The organism is Stenotrophomonas sp. RS-48, assembly GCF_030053245.1.
GTDB classification, from domain to species: domain Bacteria; phylum Pseudomonadota; class Gammaproteobacteria; order Xanthomonadales; family Xanthomonadaceae; genus Stenotrophomonas; species Stenotrophomonas maltophilia_P.
Window position 1 is genome coordinate 22,330 of sequence record NZ_JASGBV010000011.1, and the last position, 16,956, is coordinate 39,285.

The window sequence follows — 16,956 nt, forward strand, 5'->3', positions numbered from 1 at the left end:
GGCGCCGAAAGCGCGTGCGGACCGCGGGCCACATGCAGCCATCAACGATGGCGCGTTTCCAGCACCTGGCGCGCGTCGTCAAGCGACAGGCCGCGTGCGCGCAGCAGCACCAGCAGGTGGTACAGCAGGTCCGAAGCCTCGCCCAGCAGCGCCGCGTCATCCTGTGCGACCGCGGCCAGAGCGGTTTCCACGCCCTCCTCGCCCACCTTCTGCGCGATACGGCGGATGCCGTCCTCGAACAGGCGGGTGGTGTAACTGCCGGGTGGACGCTGTGCTTCACGCATGGCCACCAGTTGCCCCAGCCCGCCCAGGAAATCCTTCGGCGCCTGGTCGAAGCAGCTCTCCGCACCGGTGTGGCAGGTCGGTCCTGCCGGGCGGGCCAGCACCAGCAGCGTATCGGCATCGCAGTCCACGCTGATGGACTGCACCGCCAGCACGTTGCCGGACTGCTCGCCCTTGGTCCACAGGCGCTGCCTGCTGCGGCTGTAGAAGGTCATGTGCCCGACGGCAAGCGTCGCGGCCAGCGACTCCGCGCTGACGTAACCCAGCATCAGCACCTGCAGGGTATCGGCGTCCTGCACCACCGCGGGCAGCAGGCCGTCCCCCTTGCTCCAGTCCAGCCCCTGCAGGGCCTCCAGCGACGGTCGCACCTCAATAGACATCCCGTACCTCGATCTGCTGTTCGCGCAGGTAGCGCTTCAGGTCTGCAATGGCAATGGCGCCGCTGTGGAACACGCTGGCGGCCAGCGCACCATCCACGTCGGCGCGGTCGAAGGCCTCGGCGAAATGCTCCATCGTGCCCGCACCGCCGGACGCGATCAGCGGCACCTGGCACAACGCACGCGCCTGCTGCAGCTGGGCCACATCGTAGCCGCGGCGCACCCCATCGCTGTCCATGCAGTTCAGCACGATCTCGCCTGCGCCGCGGCGCTGTGCCTCGACGATCCAATCCAGCGTCCGTATGGGTACCGCTCGGGTCTTGTCCGGGTCGCCGCTGAAGCGGCGCACCCGCCATTCGCCATCGGCCTCGCGCACCGAGTCGACGCCGACCACCACGCACTGCACGCCGAACTCGGCAGACAGCTCGTCGATCAGTGCGGGACGGCCCAGTGCCGGCGAATTGATCGAGATCTTGTCGGCACCGGCAAACAGCACCCGACGTGCGGTTTCCACGCTGTCGATGCCACCGGCTACGCAGAACGGGATATCGATCAGCCGTGCGATGCGCTCGACCCAGGCCACATCGACCGAACGCGCCTCGGGGCTGGCGCCGATGTCGTAGAACACCAGCTCATCGGCCCCCTGGCCGCGGTAACGCTGCGCCAGCTCGGCGATATCCCCCATGTCCACGTGGTCACGGAAGCGCACCCCCTTGACCACCCGTCCTTCGCGCACGTCCAGGCAGGGAATGATGCGGCGACTCAGCATGCCAGCGCCTCCGCCAGGTCCATGCGCTGTTCCAGCAGCGCCTTGCCAAGGATGGCACCGCCACAGCCGGCAGCACGCGCATCGGCCACGTCGGCCACATCGCGGATGCCACCGGAGGCCTGCACCTGCACGCCCGGCAGCAGCGACACCAGGTGCTGGTACAGGCCGATGTTCGGCCCGGCCAGCATGCCGTCGCGGGCGATATCGGTACACAACAGGTGGCGCATGCCCGCCCGTGCATACCGCAGCGCAAGGTCATCCAGGGTCACGCCCGCGTTCTCGGTCCAGCCATGCACCGGCAGCTGCCATTGGCCCTGAGGGTCCCGGCGTGCATCCAGCGCGATGGTGATGTGATCGGCACCGAACGCCTGCAGCCAGCCGACCACTTCATCGGGCCTGCGCACTGCCAGCGACCCTACCACCACCCGGCTCGCGCCCGCATCGAGAATGCGCGCCACATCATCACGCCCACGCACACCGCCGCCGGTCTGCACCTGCAACGTCGTCTGCGTGCGAACCGCCGCCAGCAGCGGGGCCAGCGTGTAGCAACCGGCACGGGCTGCGTCCAGATCGACCAGATGCATCCAACGCGCGCCCTGCGCGGCGAATGCCTGCGCGCGCGGCAGGGGATCGTCGCCGTAGTGCGTTTCCTGCGCGTAATCGCCCTGCCGCAGCCGCACCACACGGCCTTCGCGGATATCCAGTGCGGGGTAGACGGTGAAACTCATGCAGCGGTGCCCTCGAGGAAGTTGCGCAACATCAGCGATCCGGTATCGCCGGAGCGTTCGGGATGGAACTGCGCACCGAAGTAGCGCCCCTGCTCCACCACGGCAGTGAACAGGCCGCCGTGATCGCAGGCGGCCACCGTATGGCTGTTCAACGGCGCTGCGTAGCTGTGCACAAAGTAAGCGCTTGCGCGATCAGGCACATCGCGCAGCAGCAGCGAGGACCGCAGTGGCAGCAGGCGGTTCCAGCCCATGTGCGGCACGCGGATGCCGCACGCCGGTACCAGCTTGCGCACCACCCCGGGAATCAGGCCGAGCGCTTCCACGCCGGCTTCTTCCGAGCGCTCGAACAGCAGCTGCATGCCCAGGCAGATGCCCATCAACGGCACCTCGATCCGTCGCAACGGCTCCACCAGTCCCTGCGCGTGCAGGCGCTGCATGCCCGGCCCTGCCGCACCGACGCCGGGCAGGATCACCCGCCGTGCGCCCGCCAGCCCCTCTGCGTCGCGCACCAGCCGGACACTGGCACCCAGCCGTTCCAGCGCATAGCGTACGGAACCCAGATTGGCGCCGCCGGCATCGATCAGCGCGACTTCGCTCACAGGGCCCCCTTGGTCGAGGGCAGCGCCGTGCCCTGGCGCGCCAGTGCCGGGCGCAGCGCGCGGGCCAGCGCCTTGAAACAGGCCTCCACCTTGTGGTGGTCATTGTCACCGCGCACCTGCAGATTGAGATTCAGTCCACTTGCATCGCACAGCGAACGGAAGAAATGCGGCACCAGTTCGGTCGGCATGTCGCCAACGCGCTCACGCTTGAACTCGCCCTCGAAGACGAAATAGGGCCGGCCACTGAAGTCCAGCGCTGCGCTGGCCAGGGTCTCGTCCATCGGCAGGGTGAACCCGTAGCGGCCGATGCCGCGCTTGTCACCCAAGGCTTCGCGCAGCGCCTGGCCCAGCGCCAGCCCTGTGTCCTCGATGGTGTGATGCTCGTCGATGTGCAGGTCGCCCTCGGCGCGGATGTCCAGCGCAAAACCACCGTGCTTGCCGATCTGTTCCAGCATGTGGTCGAAGAACGGCAACCCGGTGCGGATGTTGGCGTCACCGGCGCGATCCAGATCCAGCTCGACGCGGATCTTCGTTTCCTTCGTGTTGCGCTGGACCACGGCCGTGCGCGGTGCATCGGCCAGTGCGTGGGCGATGCCCGGCCAGTCCCAGTCACCGCCGAACTGCTCCGTGCGCAACTGGAAGCCACGGATGTTGAGGTTGTCGGCGAACTGCAGGTCGGTGATGCGGTCGCCGACCATCGCCGAGCGTGCCCAGTCGATGCTGCGGTCCTGCAGGTAGGCCGTCATCAGGCCGATGCCGGGCTTGCGGGTCGGGGCATTGTCCTGCGGCCAGCTGCAGTCGATCAGCACGTCACGAAACACGATGCCCTGGCTTTCGAAGATCTGCAACATCAGATCGTTCGGTCCGTCGAAGCTGGCGCGCGGATAGCCCTCGCTGCCGAGGCCATCCTGGTTGGTGACGATGACGAACTGGTAGCCGGCATCACGCAGCTTCAGCAGTGCCGGAATCACCTGCGGCACGAAGCGCAGCTTCTCATAGGCGTCGATCTGGAAGTCGGAAGGTTCCTCGATGAGGGTGCCGTCGCGGTCGATGAACAGGATCGGGGTCATGCAACGGCCCTCCGGGCCGACAGGGCCGCAAGCACGCGGTCATTCTCTTCGGGGCTGCCGATGCTGATCCGCAGCGCATCGTCCAGCTGCGGGGCTGCACGCTGGTCGCGCACCACCACGCCGGCCGCCAGCAACGCATCGAACGCGCCCTGGGCATCGGCAAAGCGCACCAGCAGGTAGTTGCCTGCGGACGCATGGACCTGGCGTACGCCAGGCAGGCCCTGCAGCGCAGTACGCAGGCGCTCGCGTTCGGTGATCACGGTGGCCACGCGCTCGCGTGTGCGTGCCAGCGCTCCCGGCTGCAGCGCCTGCACCGCCAGTTCCGCGCACGGCGTCGGCACCGGATACGGTGCCTGGCAGCGACGCAGCACCGCGATCAGTTCCGCTGCGGCGATCAACGTTCCGATCCGTGCGGCCGCCAGCGCATGGGCCTTTGAAAGCGTACGCAGCACTGCCACATTGGCGTGCGTGGCAAGCAGGGAGGTCGCCGAAGGACGCTGCGCGTACTCGACATAGGCTTCATCGACCACGACCAGCGCCCGACCGCGCAAGGCTTCGGCCACACGCTCGATGTCGGCCAGGGCGATATCGCTGCCGGCCGGGTTGGAGGGCGCACACAGAAACACCAGCTTCGCATTGCGCGCTCTGGCCGATTCGATCACCGCATCCAGGTCAGCGCGCAGGCCGTCGGCGGCATCGACCAGAGGCACCTCGATCAGAGGCGCGCCCTGCAGCCGTGCACAGACTGCATACATACCGAACACCGGCGGTGTGACCAGCACACCATCGCGCCCCGGCACGCACAGCGCACGCACCAGCAGGTCGATGGCTTCATCGCTGCCACGCCCAACCAGCACCTGTTGCGGCTGCACGCCGTACAGCGAAGCCAGTCCATCGCGCAACGCCTGTGGCTGGGGCTCTGGATAGCGCCGGCTGCGGCCCTCGGCGTCCGCGGGGTTGGCCCAGGCCGATTCGTTGGCGTTCAGCCAGACATCGCCCTGCACTGCCGCACTGCGCGCCGAGCTGTAACCTGCAAAGGCCTGCAGGTCGGCGCGCACCAGCGCCAGTACCTCGTCGATCCCGGCATTCATGCAGCCACCTCCATGCGCAGGGCAACGGCGCGCTCGTGCGCGTCCAGCCCTTCGGCGCTGGCAAGGGTGCGCGCGCAGCCGCCGATCGCCGCCAACCCGGCGGCGCTGGCACTCTGCACGCTGATGAAGTTCTGGAAGCTGGCCACGCTGACACCACTGTACGCACGTGCGGCGCCTGCGGTGGGCAGCACATGGTTGGTACCACTGCAGTAGTCGCCCAATGCCTCGGGGGTGTAATCACCCAGGAACACCGAGCCTGCGGCCTGCACCCGATCAAGCCAGCCGCGTGGTTCGCGCAGGGCCAGGATAAGGTGCTCAGGGGCGTAGCGGTTGCTGATCGCGAAGGCATCGGCCAGCGTGTCGACCAGGATCAGGCGCGACGCCGAAAGCGCCTGGCGGGCGATATCCTGCCGCGGCAGCAGCGCGACCTGGCGTTCCACTTCGGACTCGACCGCGGCCAGCATCGCGGCATCATCGGTCAGCAGCAGCACCTGCGAATCGGGGCCGTGTTCGGCCTGCGACAGCAGATCGGCAGCCACAAACGCCGGATTGGCACCGGCATCGGCAATCACCAGAACTTCCGAGGGCCCTGCAGGCATGTCGATCGCCGCTGCACCGTTCTGCGCGACCTGCTGCTTGGCTTCGGTGACGAAGCTGTTGCCGGGCCCGAACAGTTTGTCGCAGGCCGGAACGCTGGCGGTGCCATAGGCCATCGCAGCGATCGCCTGCGCGCCGCCCAGCTTGAAAACGCGTTGCACGCCGGTCAGCCGGGCAGCCACCAGCACCGCCGGATCGGCGCTGCCGTCGGCGCGCGGGGGTGTGCACAGCACCACCTGCGGGCACCCGGCCAGCTGCGCCGGCACGCCCAGCATCAACGCCGTGGACGGCAACGGTGCGCTGCCGGCCGGCACATACAGGCCGACCCGGCCGATCGGCCGCAGCATGCGTTCACAGACCACGCCCGGCGCGGTCTCCACCGCATAGCCCTGGCCCATGCCTGCGCTGTGGAAGCGCGCGATGCGCCCGGCCGCTTCCACCATGGCCTGGCGCAGATCGCCTGGCACCGCCGCTTCGGCAGTCGCGAATTCGGCGTCAGACACTTCAAAAGACGGCAGTTGCACACCGTCAAAGCGTGCGGTGATCACACGCAGCGCCTCGTCGCCCTGCGCGCGCACCTGCGCGATCAGGGTCGCGACCGCATCGCGCGTCTGCTGGGCCACGGCCTGCACCGGGCGGGTCAGTGCCGCGCTGCGCGCAGCCTCATCAAGTTGCGACCAGATCAGACGATTCATGCCAGCGACCGCTCCACGCTCAACACCATCAGGCCCTGCGCGCCCGCACGCTCAAGCTCTTCCATGCGCTGCCAGCTCAGTGGTCCGGGGCACATGGTCTGCAGCCGCAGCGTGCCGCCGTCAGCCGGCAGGCGCTCCAGCGGCCCGGCATCGGCCAGCAGCTGGGCCAGGGCATCAACACGGTCTTCGCTGGCGCGGAACATCAGCAGCTTGCGGTCCTGCTTCTGTACCACGCCATCGAGACGGCGCAGCAGCATGGCGCGCAGGCCCGCTCGAGCGTCATCGGGCACGCGCACCGCACCGGCCAGCACCGCCTCGCTGTCCAGCAGGTTGTGCACCGGCACAAGCTGGTTGGCACGCAGGGTGGCACCACTCGACACCAGATCGCAGATCAGGTCGGCCGTGCCCAGCCGTGGGGCGATCTCAACCGAACCGGACAGCTCCACCACCTGCGCGTCCACGCCCTGCTCAACCAGCCATGCCTTGAGGATGGCGGGATAGCTGGTGGCGATCCGCATGCCGGCCAGCTGCGCCGGCCCCTGCCATTGCCAGTCCTCCGGCACCGCCAGCATCAGCCGGCACTGGCCGAAACCCAGCCCCCGCAGGGCCTGATAGGCATCCGGCAGGCCGATCTGGCGACGCGCGGCGGCCTGCTCGTCCAGTTCGTTGCGACCGACGATGCCCAGGTCGCAGACACCGTCGGCAATCAGGCCAGGAATGTCGTCGTCGCGCACCAGCAGCAGGTCCACCGGCAACGATTCTCCGTAGCAGAACAGCTTGTCACGGCTTTCGCGCCAGCTCAGGCCGCAGGCACTGAGCAGGTTGCGGGCGGGCTCGGCAAGCCGCCCGCTCTTCTGGATGGCGATACGCAGCCGGTCTCGTGCCGGGGCTGCCTGGGTTGCACTCATGGGAAGGTCTCGAAGTTCGGTACGGGGCGCGGATCAGCGCGAGGCCAGACGGTCGATGGCAGCGGCATAGCCTCGATGGCCATGCTCGAGCGAGCGCGCCACCCGCCCGGTGGTGGTCACGCTGACCCCGGTGCGTTCGTGGATCTCGCGGTACGGCACCCCCTGCTGCAGGAGCGGCACCACTTTCCAGCGGTCGGCCATGGCCTCCAGTTCGGCCGGAGTACACAGGTCACGCAGGAAAGCCATGACCTGCTCCGGCTCACGCAGGGCCGCGAACGCCTGGGCCAGGGCTTCCAGATCGGCCTGGGGGTCTTTGGCGGCGATGTCGGGGCGGGCTTTCACGGGGCGGATCTCTTGCATCAATGTAATAGCGCGCTAGTACATTAGCGCATTCTTGCGCAGTGCGTCAAACCACCCCATCGCCTCCACCCGAGCATTCAGGTTCCGGAAACGAAAAACGCCCGCCAGAGGCGGGCGTCTTCCAGGTCAGCGCCGCCCCATCAGGAGAGCGGCGGCACGGCAATGTCAGTTCACACCATCACCTTCGACTGTTCCAGTTCCACCTGCAGGGTGCTGGCCAGCTCCTCGCGGGATACCTCGAACTGCTGCTCGCGGAGCAGATCCTTCACCGCCACCACCCCCCGCGCCAGTTCGTCCTCGCCGGCGAGCGCCACGAAGCGGATGCCCGCCTTGGCCGCGTACTGGAACTGCTTGCCGATCTTCTTCGGCTCCATCTGCACTTCGGTGTTGATGCCACCGGCCCGCAGGCGGCGGGCGATATCCAGTGACTGCGCCATGCCCTGCTCGTCCATCAGCGCCACCAGCGCCTGCACGCTGCTGGCCTCGATTCCGTCGATCAGGCCCGCCTCACGCAGCTGCCAGAACAGGCGCGACAGGCCGATCGAAATGCCGACGCCGGGCAGCTTCGACTTGCTGTAGTGGCTGGCCAGGTCTTCATAGCGGCCGCCGGAGCAGATCGAACCGATCTGCGGGTGGTCGGTCAGCGTGGTCTCATAGACGGTGCCGGTGTAGTAATCCAGGCCACGGGCGATGGAGAAGTTGAGGCAGTAGGCACTCTCCGGCACACCCAGCGCCTGCACCAGCTGCAGCACTTCGCGCAGCTCTGCCACGCCGGCACGCAGCGTTTCCGAGGACCCCGCAGCGTCCTCCAGCGCCGAAAGCTGGGCCAGCGCATCGGCATGCCCCTGCGAACGCACGGCCACGAATGCCAGGATCTTCTCGACCTGTCCGGCCGGAATGCCGAACCCGTCGCCCACCAGCGTCTCGCGCACGTAGTCGGCGCCCCGCTTGTCCAGCTTGTCCACTTCACGCAGCACCGCCAGCTGGCGCTCGCCCTCGGCCACGCCCAGGCTTTCGAAGAAGCCACGCATCAGCTTGCGGTTGTTCAACTGGATGCTGAAGTCTCCGATGCGCAGCTCCGAGAACACCGCGTGGATCACCGCCAGCACTTCGGCGTCGTACCGCACGCTCAGGCTGTCCTTGCCGATCACGTCGATGTCGCACTGGTAGAACTCGCGGAAACGGCCGCGCTGGGCACGCTCACCACGGTACACCCGCTGCATCTGGTAGCGCCGGAACGGGAACGTCAGTTCGTGCTCATGCTCAGCCACATAACGCGCCAGCGGCACGGTCAGATCGAAGCGCAGGGCCATTTCCGGAAGCGAGCGGTCACCCGACTCGGCGGCATTGGCCAGCGCACCGGTGGACTGCACGAAGTACACCTGGCGCTCGGTCTCGCCACCGGACTTGGTCAGCAGCACATCGGACAGCTCGAACACCGGCGTCTCCACCGGCAGGAACCCGAAGCGCTCGTAGTTGCGGCGGATGACGTCCAGCATGCGCTGGAACGCAATCTGCTCGCGCGGCAGCAGCTCAAGGGTGCCGGGCGGGGTACGGGGCTTGATCACGGGAGCAACTCCTGCTGGAACGGGACGTGGGAGGGGGCGACATTCTAGCGCCCTGGAGCGCGCGGCCGCCTGACGCAGGGTCGAACAGCCGCTTGAAGTATCATAAGGCCCTCCCCGCCCGCGATACGCCCACGCACCATGTCCCGGCCTTCCGGCGCCCCGTCCGCCAACAACGACACCGCCGGGCAGTCCTGCTCCACGCTGGACTGCCTGCACTGCTCGGTCCGCCACCTGGCGGTGTGTTCGGCGCTGTCTCCTGATGAAGTGCAGGCACTTGAACAGGTGACCGTCTCGCAGGCGGTGACGATGGGCAGCACCCTCGCCCGCACCGGCGAAGAGCGCCAGCATGTCTATACATTGACCGCCGGCGCACTGCGCCTGGTGCGGACGCTGGCCGACGGCCGCCGCCAGATCAATGGCTTCGTGCTGCCGGGCGACTACCTGGGCCTGAGCGGCAGCGACCATCACCGCTACGACATCGAGGCGATCGCTGACAGCCGGGTCTGCCGCGTCGCGCTGCCGCAGATGAAGGCGCTGCGCGGGCGTTATCCGCACCTGGAGCGCAAGCTGCTGCAACGCGCCTGCCAGGAGCTGGACGCTGCGCAGGATGCGGCCCTCGCCCTGGCGCGGCTGCAGCCTGCGGAAAAGCTGGCTGACTTCCTGCTGCGCCTGGCCGCGCGCGAGGCGCGACTGGGCGGCGACGGCCTGCGCGTCTCGCTGCCGATGGGGCGCGGCGACATCGCCGACCACCTCGGCCTGACCATGGAGACAGTCAGCCGCACCTTCACCAAGCTGCGTCAGCAGGCGCTGATCGCGCTGCCGCATCTGAACGTCGTGGAGATCCTCGACGAGGACGGGCTGCGCCAGCTGGCGGGCGACGTCCAGGCTTGAGCGTCGCGCCACGACCTGCGCCCGGTGGTACCGGGCGCCCCACCCTGCCCCTTGCTTCAGACGACGCCGCGCCGTGTCCGGCGCCTGTGGGTCAACGCAGCAGCACCTCGCGCAGCGCCGCATAGTCGGCAGCCAGCGGTTCCGCATGCGCGGGACGCTGCAGCAGCGCCGCCAGCGCCGGAGGCACCGGCACTGCTTCGCCGATCAATGGCTCCACCACCGCCTCGAACTTGGCCGGGTGCGCGGTTGCCACCACCGCCCAGTCGCCCTTCGCCCCGCCCGCGCGGAGGTCCTTCAGCACCTTCACTGCCGTCGCGGTATGCGGGCAGAACAGCTCGCCCCCGCTGGCGTGCGCACTGGCGATGGTGGCGCGGATGGTCACATCATCCACCGCGAAAGCACGGAGGGCTGCGCGCAGTTCGGCATCGTCGCCGTCGTACAGCCACCGCAGGCGCTCGAAGTTGCTCGGCGCGCCCACATCCATCGCATTGGCGACCGTGGCGACACTGGCCTGCGGCTGATACGCGCCGCCCTCGAAGTACTTCGGCAGCACATCATTGGCATTGGTGGCCAGCACGATCTGGCCGATGGGAACCCCCAGCGTGCGTGCGAGCACCGCAGCCATCGCGTTGCCCAGGTTGCCGGTCGGCACCACCAGATTGAGCCGGCGCCGATGCTGCCCATGATGGACGAGTGCCGCATGCGCGTAGTAGCTCATCTGTGGCAGAAGACGCCCCAGGCTGATGCTGTTGGCCGAACTCAGCGGCACGTCCGCCTGCAACGCCCGATCGGCCAGCGCCTGCTTGACCATGGCCTGGCAGTCGTCGAACGAACCCGCCACGCGCAGCGCCTGGATGTTGTCGCCGAAGCAGCCGAGCTGGTGCGCCTGGCGCGGCGATACCCGGCCATCCGGATACAGCACCACCACGCGCACGCCCGGTTGGCGATGGAAGGCCGCCGCCACGGCGGCACCGGTATCACCGGACGTGGCAACGACGATCGTCAGGTCGCGTCCCTTGCCCGCCTGCAGCCTCGACAGCGCGCCTGCCAGGAAACGTGCGCCGATGTCCTTGAAGGCCGCAGTGGGACCATGGAACAGCTCGAGGACGTAGTCGCCACCGCCAAGCGGACGCAACGGCACCGGAAAATCTAACGCCTCACGGCAGATCGAAGGCAGCGCCTCCTGCAGCGCGTCGCCGTCGAAGAAGGGTGCCAGCAGATCGGCGGCGGTTTCGGCGACGGTCTCGCCCTGCTGCACATGATGCGGCGCAGGCAAGGCGCTGGGCACATACAGCCCCCCATCGGGGGCGAGGCCGGCGGCGATGGCGGCACTCAGGCCGACGGCCGGCGACTGGCCGCGGGTGGAAACGAATTGCATGGGATCGGTATCCAATGAGAGGAAAGAAGTCAGCACAGTCGTGCTCCCGCCGCGTCCAACGGCGAGACCCACGCGTCACTGTCGAAGCCGGCAGCCGCAAATGCCGCCCGAACCTGCCCTGCGGCAGCCTGCGCCTGCACCGCATCTTCGAACCAGGCGAACACGCTGGGACCGGCACCGGAAATACCCGCGCCCATTGCGCCCGCCGACAGCGCGGCGTCACGCGCTGCCTCGAATCCCGCGATCAGGCCGGCACGTCGTGGCTCGATCAGCACATCGCGCAAGCCGGCGCGCACCAGCGTGGCATCGCCGCGATGGCAGCCGCTGAGGACCAGGGCCAGATTCGCGCTCTGGGCGACAAACTCGCGCAGCGCGTAACTGCCCTGCAGCGCCTGCCGTGCCCTGCGCGTTTCCAGCACGGCATGCGGATGCACCAGCAGGCTGTGCCAGCACGCAGGCACCGGCACCGACACCACCCTGTCGGCGGTGCACAGCGCCAGCCCGCCCGCCAGCAAGGGTCCGACGTTGTCGCCATGGCGACCGCCGCTGGCCACCGCTTCGCCGTCGAGCGCGTGCGGATACAGGGCGGCGCGTGGCAGCGGCGCATCCAGCAGCGCGTTGGCTGCAACCAGTGCCGCGACGCAGGATGCTGCTGAGCCACCCATGCCGGAGCCGAACGGAATGCCCTTGTCGATCTCCAGCTCGAACCCGTAGCCCAGGCCCAGGCCTTCGCGCAGTGACAGCAGTGCCGCGCCAGCCGTGTTGCCCGCTGCCTCCAGTGGAAGCTCGACCGCACTGCCACGGATCGCCGCGATACGCACCGCAGGCTCATCGATGCGGCGCACGCTGACCGTGTCGCCGATACCGGCGATGGCATGGCCCAGAATGTCGAACCCCACTGCCACATTGGCCACCGATGCCGGCGCGAATGCACGTGCGATCACAGGCGCGCCCCTTCACCGGCCGCCACCCGCAGCAGGTCGGCAAACACGCCTGCAGCCGTGACCTCCGGTCCCGCGCCGGGCCCCTGCACCACCAGCGGATTGTCACAGTAGCGGCGGGTGCGGAACTGCACCACGTTGTCGGTCAGGCGCAGGTTGGCGAACGCGTGTGCCGCCGGCAGCTCGTGCAGACCCACCGACGCGCCGTCCGCGTCAAGCCTGGCCACATAGCGCAGCACTGCGCCGCGCTCGCGCGCGTCCTGCAGGCGTTGCTGCAGTGATGCATCAGACTCGCCCAGGCGGGCCATGAAGTCCTCGACGCTGCCTTCGCGAAGCAGCGCCGGCACCAGGCTTTCCACCTGCACCTGTTCAAGACTGAGTGCGTGGCCGGCCTCGCGCGCCAGGATCACCAGCTTGCGCGCGACATCCACGCCCGACAGGTCATCGCGGGGATCCGGCTCGGTGTAGCCCATCGAACGCGCCTGCGCCACCAGCGAGGAGAACGGCTGGCTGCCGTCGAAGCGGTTGAACAGCCAGGCCAGCGTGCCGGAGAAAATGCCTTCGATGGCCAGCACCTCGTCGCCGGTATCGACCAGGTCGCGCAGCGTGGTGATCACCGGCAGGCCGGCGCCCACCGTCGCCTCATAGCGGAAGCGCGCGCCGCTGGCCGCCGCCGCCGCACGGATCCGCTGGTAGCGCGACAGCGGGCCGGCGCCTGCCTGTTTGTTCGGGGTGACCACATGGATGCCCGCGGCCAGCCAATCGGCATAGCGCTCGGCGACCTCGCTGCTGCCACTGCAGTCGATCACCACCGCATGCGGCAGGTGCGCGGCCAGCAGGTGCTCAGTGAAGCGGTCGAGATCGCTGGCCTCACCGCCCGCCTGCAGCGCCTGCCGCCAGTCGGCATGCAGACCATCGGCCTCCAGCCGCATCCGCGAACGCGATGCCAGTGCACGCAGGCGCAGATCGACATTGGCCTTGGCCAACAGCTGCGGGCGCGCCGCCAGCAACTGATCCAGCAGCGCGGCACCGACGTTGCCTGGCCCGATCACGCCCACCGCGAACGTCTGCGGCGACAACCAGAATCCGGCGTGGGCGGCGCGCAGCGCGCGCGTCGCGTCAGCGCTGTCCACGGCCACCGAGATGTTGCGCTCGGAGGAACCCTGGGCGATCGCCAGGATATTGACCTGCGCCCGGCCGAGCGCCTCGAACAGGCGCGCAGCCACACCTGGCTGGCCCGCCATGCCATCGCCCACCGCCGCCAGCACGCTGACCCCTTCGTGGACCTGCACGCGCTGCACCTGGCCGACCGACAGTTCATGGGCAAAGGCCTGCAGCAACGCCCCGCGGCCACGGCCCGCTTCGGCAGCCCGCACCACGCAGCAGATCGAGTGCTCCGAAGAACCCTGCGAGATCATCACCACCGACACCTGCGCCTGGCGCAACGCTGCGAATACGCGCTCGGCGGTGCCAGGCACGCCGATCAGGCCGGTCCCCTCGAGATTCAGCAGGGCCAGGTCGGGACTCAGCGTGAGCCCCTTCACCGGTCCGCGGGGCGAGCGCTCGGCGCTGATGCGCGTACCCGGATGGGTCGGCTGGAAGGTGTTGCGGATGAAGATCGGCAGCCCCAGCCGGATCGCCGGCGACATCGTCTGCGGGTGCACCACTTTCGCGCCGAAGTACGCCAGCTCACAGGCTTCGTCGTAGCTCAGCGACTCGAGCTGCACCGCCTCCGGCACCAGTCGCGGGTCGGCCGACAGCACACCATCGACATCGGTCCAGATGTGCAGCTCGTCGGCATTGAACAGCGCGGCGAAGATCGCGCCGGAGTAGTCACTGCCGTTGCGGCCAAGCGTGGTGATGCGGTCGTTGCGGTCCCGGGCGACGAACCCGGTGGCGACCACGCGCGTCTGCGGATGCTGCAGGCGCCACTTGGCCAGACGGTCGGCACTGGCTTCCCAGTCCACATCCACGCCCAGCTCGCCGTGGCCGACCACGAGCACGTCGCGTGCATCAAGGACGGCGCAGTCCTCGCCGCATGCGCGCAGGTACGTCCCCAGCAGCTGCGCGGAGAACACCTCGCCGAGGCCCTGCACGCGGTCGAGCACTTCACGCGGCAGCTCGCCGATCACGGTCAGCGCGGCCAGCACTTCGGACAGCTGCTCGAAACGCGCGTCGATCCACTCCACGGTGTCGCCCACCTGTTCGCCGAGCAGGGCCACCGCGGCCCCACGATGGCGGGCACGCAACGCATGCCAGGCCTCGCGCCACCCCTCGTCTCCCCGCGCCGCCAGCTGGGACAGTTCAATCAACGCATCGGTGACGCCCTTCATGGCCGAGACAACGGTGACCTGCTGCGATTCGGGGCGGGCCCGCAGCAGGCTGCCGACATGGCGGTAGCGCTCGGCGTCGGCCACCGAAGTGCCGCCGAACTTGTGCACGACCGTGGACGGCGCGGCCAGCTCGGCCGGGGCAACAGGAGGGGGGAGAACGTGGGAAGACATGCAGACCTCGGCAGGAGGCCCCGTCGCATGCAGGTGTCGAGTTTCCCCGCCACCTGGATGGTGCGGGGCCGTGGTTTTCGGGAGTTACACGAAGACGACGGGCCGCACCAGGGCAGTGGTGACGGTGGTGGTGGTAATGGTGGTGATGGCGACCGGTGCAGTCGGACGGCCCGCGGTAGCGGGTGCAATCAGGCTGGCGGTGGCGGCATCAAGGACCATGGCGGACAGAAAACACTGTTCGCCCCGCTGCTGTCAAGTGCTGCAGCGCAAAAACTCCCTGCGCCGATCATCTGTCAACGTGCCGTCATTTGGTTGCAACTGAGACAAAGCAGCGATCGTCGACTCTGAGATGTCCATTCAGCCGGCATGTTCGGCGATCGCGCGTGGCGCACGGTGGGCGTGCGCGCACAGCATCACCCCGGCCACCAGGAACACGATCGCCAATGCCTCCAGCACGGTTGGCCAGCGCTGCTGCCAGGCAAATGCGTACAGCAGCGCGAACAGGGTTTCGAACACGATCATCTGCCCGGTCAGGGTCAGCGGCAGCAGACGGCTGGCACGGTTCCAGAATGCGTTGCCCACGATCGACGCCACGACCGCGACGCCCGCGCTGATGGCCCAGAATGCACCCCATTGTGCGGTCGCGTGGCTGCCGGCAGACCCGGCGAAGGCCAGCGGTACCAGCAGCAGGGACAGTCCGCCGGTGGTGACACCCGTCAGCAACGACCAGTCATGGCTGGACAGATCCGGGCGCCGCGCCAGCCAGCGGCTGTTGCCGATCGAGTACAATGCCCACGAGAACAGTGCGCCGAAGGCACACAGCAGGCCGATCAGGCGCTGCCGCCAGGGCGTCGCCAGGTGTTCGGACATCAGCGCCTCCCACCCGACCAGGGCCACGCCGAGCACGCACAGCGCCAAGGCGGGCAACAGCTGCTTCAGGGGCACCGCCCCCTGCTCGCGCACGCCCACCAGGGTCACCACGACCGGAATCAGGCCGACGATCAGCGAGGCCGCAGCGCCACCGGCCCACTGCACGGCCGTGGCCAGCAGCAGGAAGTACACCAGGTTGCCCGCCAGGCTCAGCCACAGCAGGCCGTACCATTCTGCGCGCCCCAGCCGCGGCGCCAGCCGCCTCCAGCGCGGCAGCAGCAGGATCACGGCGATGAGGCCATAGACCAGATAACGGCCGGCAGACAGCTGCAGGGCGTTGAACGTGTGCAGCACGGCAGGCGCCAGGAACACCACGCCCCACAGCGCGCCCGCGGCTACGCCATTGGCGATGCCCAGGACCATCGGATTGTTGCGCATTGCGGATTCTTCGGGGGAGAAGAGGCCGCGCAGTGTAGCTGCCCACCGGACGACCTCTCTTGACCCTGGCTATTGCTGTCCCGGCAGAGCCGGACGCACTCGGCGGCGTTCCCGCAGCGCCATGGATCAGAGGCTGCCCCGCCGCCAGGCCGCAGGGGTTACGCCGCTCTCCCGGCGCAGCGCTCGGGTCAATGCGCTCTGTTCGGAATACCCCGCGGCCAGCGCAATCTCGCTGATCGGCAGCGCACTGGTCCGCAGCTGGTGCTTGGCCCAGCGCAGGCGGCAGGCACTGACCCAGGCCTGCGGACTCAAGCCGAATTCGCGCTGGAACAACGCATGCAGCCGGCTTTCGCTGACGCCGACGAATGCCGCCATGCGCGCGACCGGCCAGGGCTGCCCCGGGTCGGCCTGTACTGCCGTGCACAGCCCCTGCATGCGCGCGCCACTGCCTGCCGGTGCAAACACCCTCAGCAAGGCAGGCAGCAGCAACGGCAGCGGCTGCCCCTGCCGCACCTCGGCCAGCCCCTGGCGCAGGGCCAGCGGCAGATGCAGCCACCGCTGCCTGCACAGGTGCTCCTGCGTGTCGTCGTCCAGAACATCCGGACCGCAATCAACGATCACGAAACCGTTCGGACCCTCCGCCATCTGGTCATGCGCCTCGCCGGCGGCCACGAATGCGCCCTGCAGAAGGTCCAGCCGGCCGCCCCGCCCTTCCAGCTCGAACTGCAGCTCGCCCTGCAGTGGCAGCACCCATTGCGCGTAGTCGTGGCGATCCAGGCCGGTGGCCTGGCCATAGTGCCGGAGGTGGAAAATGGCGCCCATTCGGCAAGTCTGCGCGCCTGACACCGACGGTGCAATTGACTGCTATAGTCGGGCCGTCTATCCAGCAA

The 16,956-nt window shown here is 68.5% G+C and carries 17 protein-coding genes; 2 read left to right on the forward strand and 15 right to left on the reverse strand.

Annotated elements, in window-relative coordinates:
• Positions 1-41: 41 nt before the first annotated feature.
• The 10 genes from hisIE to hisS form a co-directional block, all read right to left on the reverse strand.
• Complete coding sequence (gene hisIE / locus QMZ25_RS02720; protein WP_283219086.1) at positions 42-662, reverse strand: bifunctional phosphoribosyl-AMP cyclohydrolase/phosphoribosyl-ATP diphosphatase HisIE; 621 nt, start codon at positions 660-662, stop codon at positions 42-44.
• Positions 652-1,428: an imidazole glycerol phosphate synthase subunit HisF gene (gene hisF / locus QMZ25_RS02725; protein WP_283219087.1), complete on the reverse strand. Its 777-nt coding sequence runs from the start codon at positions 1,426-1,428 to the stop codon at positions 652-654. Before hisF ends, hisIE begins: the two co-directional genes overlap by 11 nt.
• Positions 1,422-2,156: a 1-(5-phosphoribosyl)-5-[(5-phosphoribosylamino)methylideneamino]imidazole-4-carboxamide isomerase gene (hisA, locus tag QMZ25_RS02730; RefSeq protein ID WP_283219088.1), complete on the reverse strand. Its 735-nt coding sequence runs from the start codon at positions 2,154-2,156 to the stop codon at positions 1,422-1,424. The genes hisF and hisA overlap by 7 nt, the downstream gene beginning before the upstream one ends.
• On the reverse strand, positions 2,153-2,755 hold the full coding sequence (gene hisH, locus QMZ25_RS02735) for an imidazole glycerol phosphate synthase subunit HisH (RefSeq protein ID WP_053516724.1): 603 nt from the start codon (positions 2,753-2,755) through the stop codon (positions 2,153-2,155). The genes hisA and hisH overlap by 4 nt, the downstream gene beginning before the upstream one ends.
• Complete coding sequence (hisB, locus tag QMZ25_RS02740; RefSeq protein ID WP_283219089.1) at positions 2,752-3,825, reverse strand: bifunctional histidinol-phosphatase/imidazoleglycerol-phosphate dehydratase HisB; 1,074 nt, start codon at positions 3,823-3,825, stop codon at positions 2,752-2,754. The genes hisH and hisB overlap by 4 nt, the downstream gene beginning before the upstream one ends.
• Entirely contained in the window at positions 3,822-4,916 is a 1,095-nt protein-coding gene (gene hisC, locus QMZ25_RS02745) for a histidinol-phosphate transaminase (protein ID WP_283219090.1), read from the reverse strand. The genes hisB and hisC overlap by 4 nt, the downstream gene beginning before the upstream one ends.
• Entirely contained in the window at positions 4,913-6,208 is a 1,296-nt protein-coding gene (gene hisD / locus QMZ25_RS02750) for a histidinol dehydrogenase (protein WP_193396316.1), read from the reverse strand. Before hisD ends, hisC begins: the two co-directional genes overlap by 4 nt.
• Positions 6,205-7,116, reverse strand: coding sequence for an ATP phosphoribosyltransferase (hisG, locus tag QMZ25_RS02755; RefSeq protein WP_053516728.1), 912 nt, complete (start codon positions 7,114-7,116; stop codon positions 6,205-6,207). The genes hisD and hisG overlap by 4 nt, the downstream gene beginning before the upstream one ends.
• 33 nt (positions 7,117-7,149) lie before the next feature.
• On the reverse strand, positions 7,150-7,476 hold the full coding sequence (locus QMZ25_RS02760; protein WP_065182704.1) for a YerC/YecD family TrpR-related protein: 327 nt from the start codon (positions 7,474-7,476) through the stop codon (positions 7,150-7,152).
• A gap of 170 nt (positions 7,477-7,646) precedes the next feature.
• Positions 7,647-9,044: a histidine--tRNA ligase gene (gene hisS / locus QMZ25_RS02765; protein WP_053516730.1), complete on the reverse strand. Its 1,398-nt coding sequence runs from the start codon at positions 9,042-9,044 to the stop codon at positions 7,647-7,649.
• A gap of 138 nt (positions 9,045-9,182) precedes the next feature.
• Here hisS and QMZ25_RS02770 point away from each other — a divergent pair, with 138 nt between their 5' ends.
• Positions 9,183-9,935: a helix-turn-helix domain-containing protein gene (locus QMZ25_RS02770; protein WP_262218450.1), complete on the forward strand. Its 753-nt coding sequence runs from the start codon at positions 9,183-9,185 to the stop codon at positions 9,933-9,935.
• Between the two features lie 91 nt (positions 9,936-10,026).
• Here the strand turns inward: QMZ25_RS02770 and thrC are convergent, their stop codons facing one another.
• From thrC to thrA, 3 genes are read right to left on the reverse strand one after another with little or no spacing between them, the layout of a single operon-like run.
• Positions 10,027-11,313, reverse strand: a complete 1,287-nt coding sequence (thrC, locus tag QMZ25_RS02775) for a threonine synthase (RefSeq protein ID WP_283219091.1) — start codon at positions 11,311-11,313, stop codon at positions 10,027-10,029.
• Between the two features lie 29 nt (positions 11,314-11,342).
• The gene (locus QMZ25_RS02780) at positions 11,343-12,257 is read right to left on the reverse strand and encodes a homoserine kinase (RefSeq protein WP_263178065.1); all 915 of its coding nucleotides are present in this window, start codon (positions 12,255-12,257) and stop codon (positions 11,343-11,345) included.
• Entirely contained in the window at positions 12,254-14,758 is a 2,505-nt protein-coding gene (gene thrA / locus QMZ25_RS02785) for a bifunctional aspartate kinase/homoserine dehydrogenase I (protein ID WP_283219092.1), read from the reverse strand. Before thrA ends, QMZ25_RS02780 begins: the two co-directional genes overlap by 4 nt.
• A 27-nt stretch (positions 14,759-14,785) precedes the next feature.
• On the opposite strand from thrA, the gene QMZ25_RS02790 reads away from it, so the two are divergent.
• A complete protein-coding gene (locus tag QMZ25_RS02790; RefSeq protein WP_180875949.1) occupies positions 14,786-15,106 on the forward strand; it encodes a hypothetical protein in 321 nt (106 codons plus the stop codon).
• 9 nt (positions 15,107-15,115) lie between these two features.
• Here QMZ25_RS02790 and QMZ25_RS02795 read toward each other — a convergent pair whose 3' ends face one another.
• Together QMZ25_RS02795 and QMZ25_RS02800 are read right to left on the reverse strand one after the other, a co-directional pair.
• Positions 15,116-16,066: a DMT family transporter gene (locus QMZ25_RS02795; RefSeq protein WP_283219093.1), complete on the reverse strand. Its 951-nt coding sequence runs from the start codon at positions 16,064-16,066 to the stop codon at positions 15,116-15,118.
• 126 nt (positions 16,067-16,192) lie between these two features.
• On the reverse strand, positions 16,193-16,888 hold the full coding sequence (locus tag QMZ25_RS02800) for an AraC family transcriptional regulator (protein WP_053516737.1): 696 nt from the start codon (positions 16,886-16,888) through the stop codon (positions 16,193-16,195).
• Between the last annotated feature and the right edge of the window lie 68 nt (positions 16,889-16,956).

Excerpts from the sequence above, each read along its gene's own strand:
- hisIE (WP_283219086.1), bottom strand. The coding sequence starts at position 662 with ATGTCTATTGAGGTGCGACCGTCGCTGGAGGCCCTGCAGGGGCTGGAC.
- hisF (WP_283219087.1), bottom strand. The coding sequence starts at position 1,428 with ATGCTGAGTCGCCGCATCATTCCCTGCCTGGACGTGCGCGAAGGACGG.
- hisA (WP_283219088.1), bottom strand. The coding sequence starts at position 2,156 with ATGAGTTTCACCGTCTACCCCGCACTGGATATCCGCGAAGGCCGTGTG.
- hisB (WP_283219089.1), bottom strand. The coding sequence starts at position 3,825 with ATGACCCCGATCCTGTTCATCGACCGCGACGGCACCCTCATCGAGGAA.
- hisC (WP_283219090.1), bottom strand. The coding sequence starts at position 4,916 with ATGAATGCCGGGATCGACGAGGTACTGGCGCTGGTGCGCGCCGACCTG.
- hisD (WP_193396316.1), bottom strand. The coding sequence starts at position 6,208 with ATGAATCGTCTGATCTGGTCGCAACTTGATGAGGCTGCGCGCAGCGCG.
- hisG (WP_053516728.1), bottom strand. The coding sequence starts at position 7,116 with ATGAGTGCAACCCAGGCAGCCCCGGCACGAGACCGGCTGCGTATCGCC.
- QMZ25_RS02760 (WP_065182704.1), bottom strand. The coding sequence starts at position 7,476 with ATGCAAGAGATCCGCCCCGTGAAAGCCCGCCCCGACATCGCCGCCAAA.
- QMZ25_RS02770 (WP_262218450.1), top strand. The coding sequence starts at position 9,183 with ATGTCCCGGCCTTCCGGCGCCCCGTCCGCCAACAACGACACCGCCGGG.
- thrC (WP_283219091.1), bottom strand. The coding sequence starts at position 11,313 with ATGCAATTCGTTTCCACCCGCGGCCAGTCGCCGGCCGTCGGCCTGAGT.
- thrA (WP_283219092.1), bottom strand. The coding sequence starts at position 14,758 with ATGTCTTCCCACGTTCTCCCCCCTCCTGTTGCCCCGGCCGAGCTGGCC.
- QMZ25_RS02790 (WP_180875949.1), top strand. The coding sequence starts at position 14,786 with ATGCAGGTGTCGAGTTTCCCCGCCACCTGGATGGTGCGGGGCCGTGGT.
- QMZ25_RS02795 (WP_283219093.1), bottom strand. The coding sequence starts at position 16,066 with ATGCGCAACAATCCGATGGTCCTGGGCATCGCCAATGGCGTAGCCGCG.
- QMZ25_RS02800 (WP_053516737.1), bottom strand. The coding sequence starts at position 16,888 with ATGGGCGCCATTTTCCACCTCCGGCACTATGGCCAGGCCACCGGCCTG.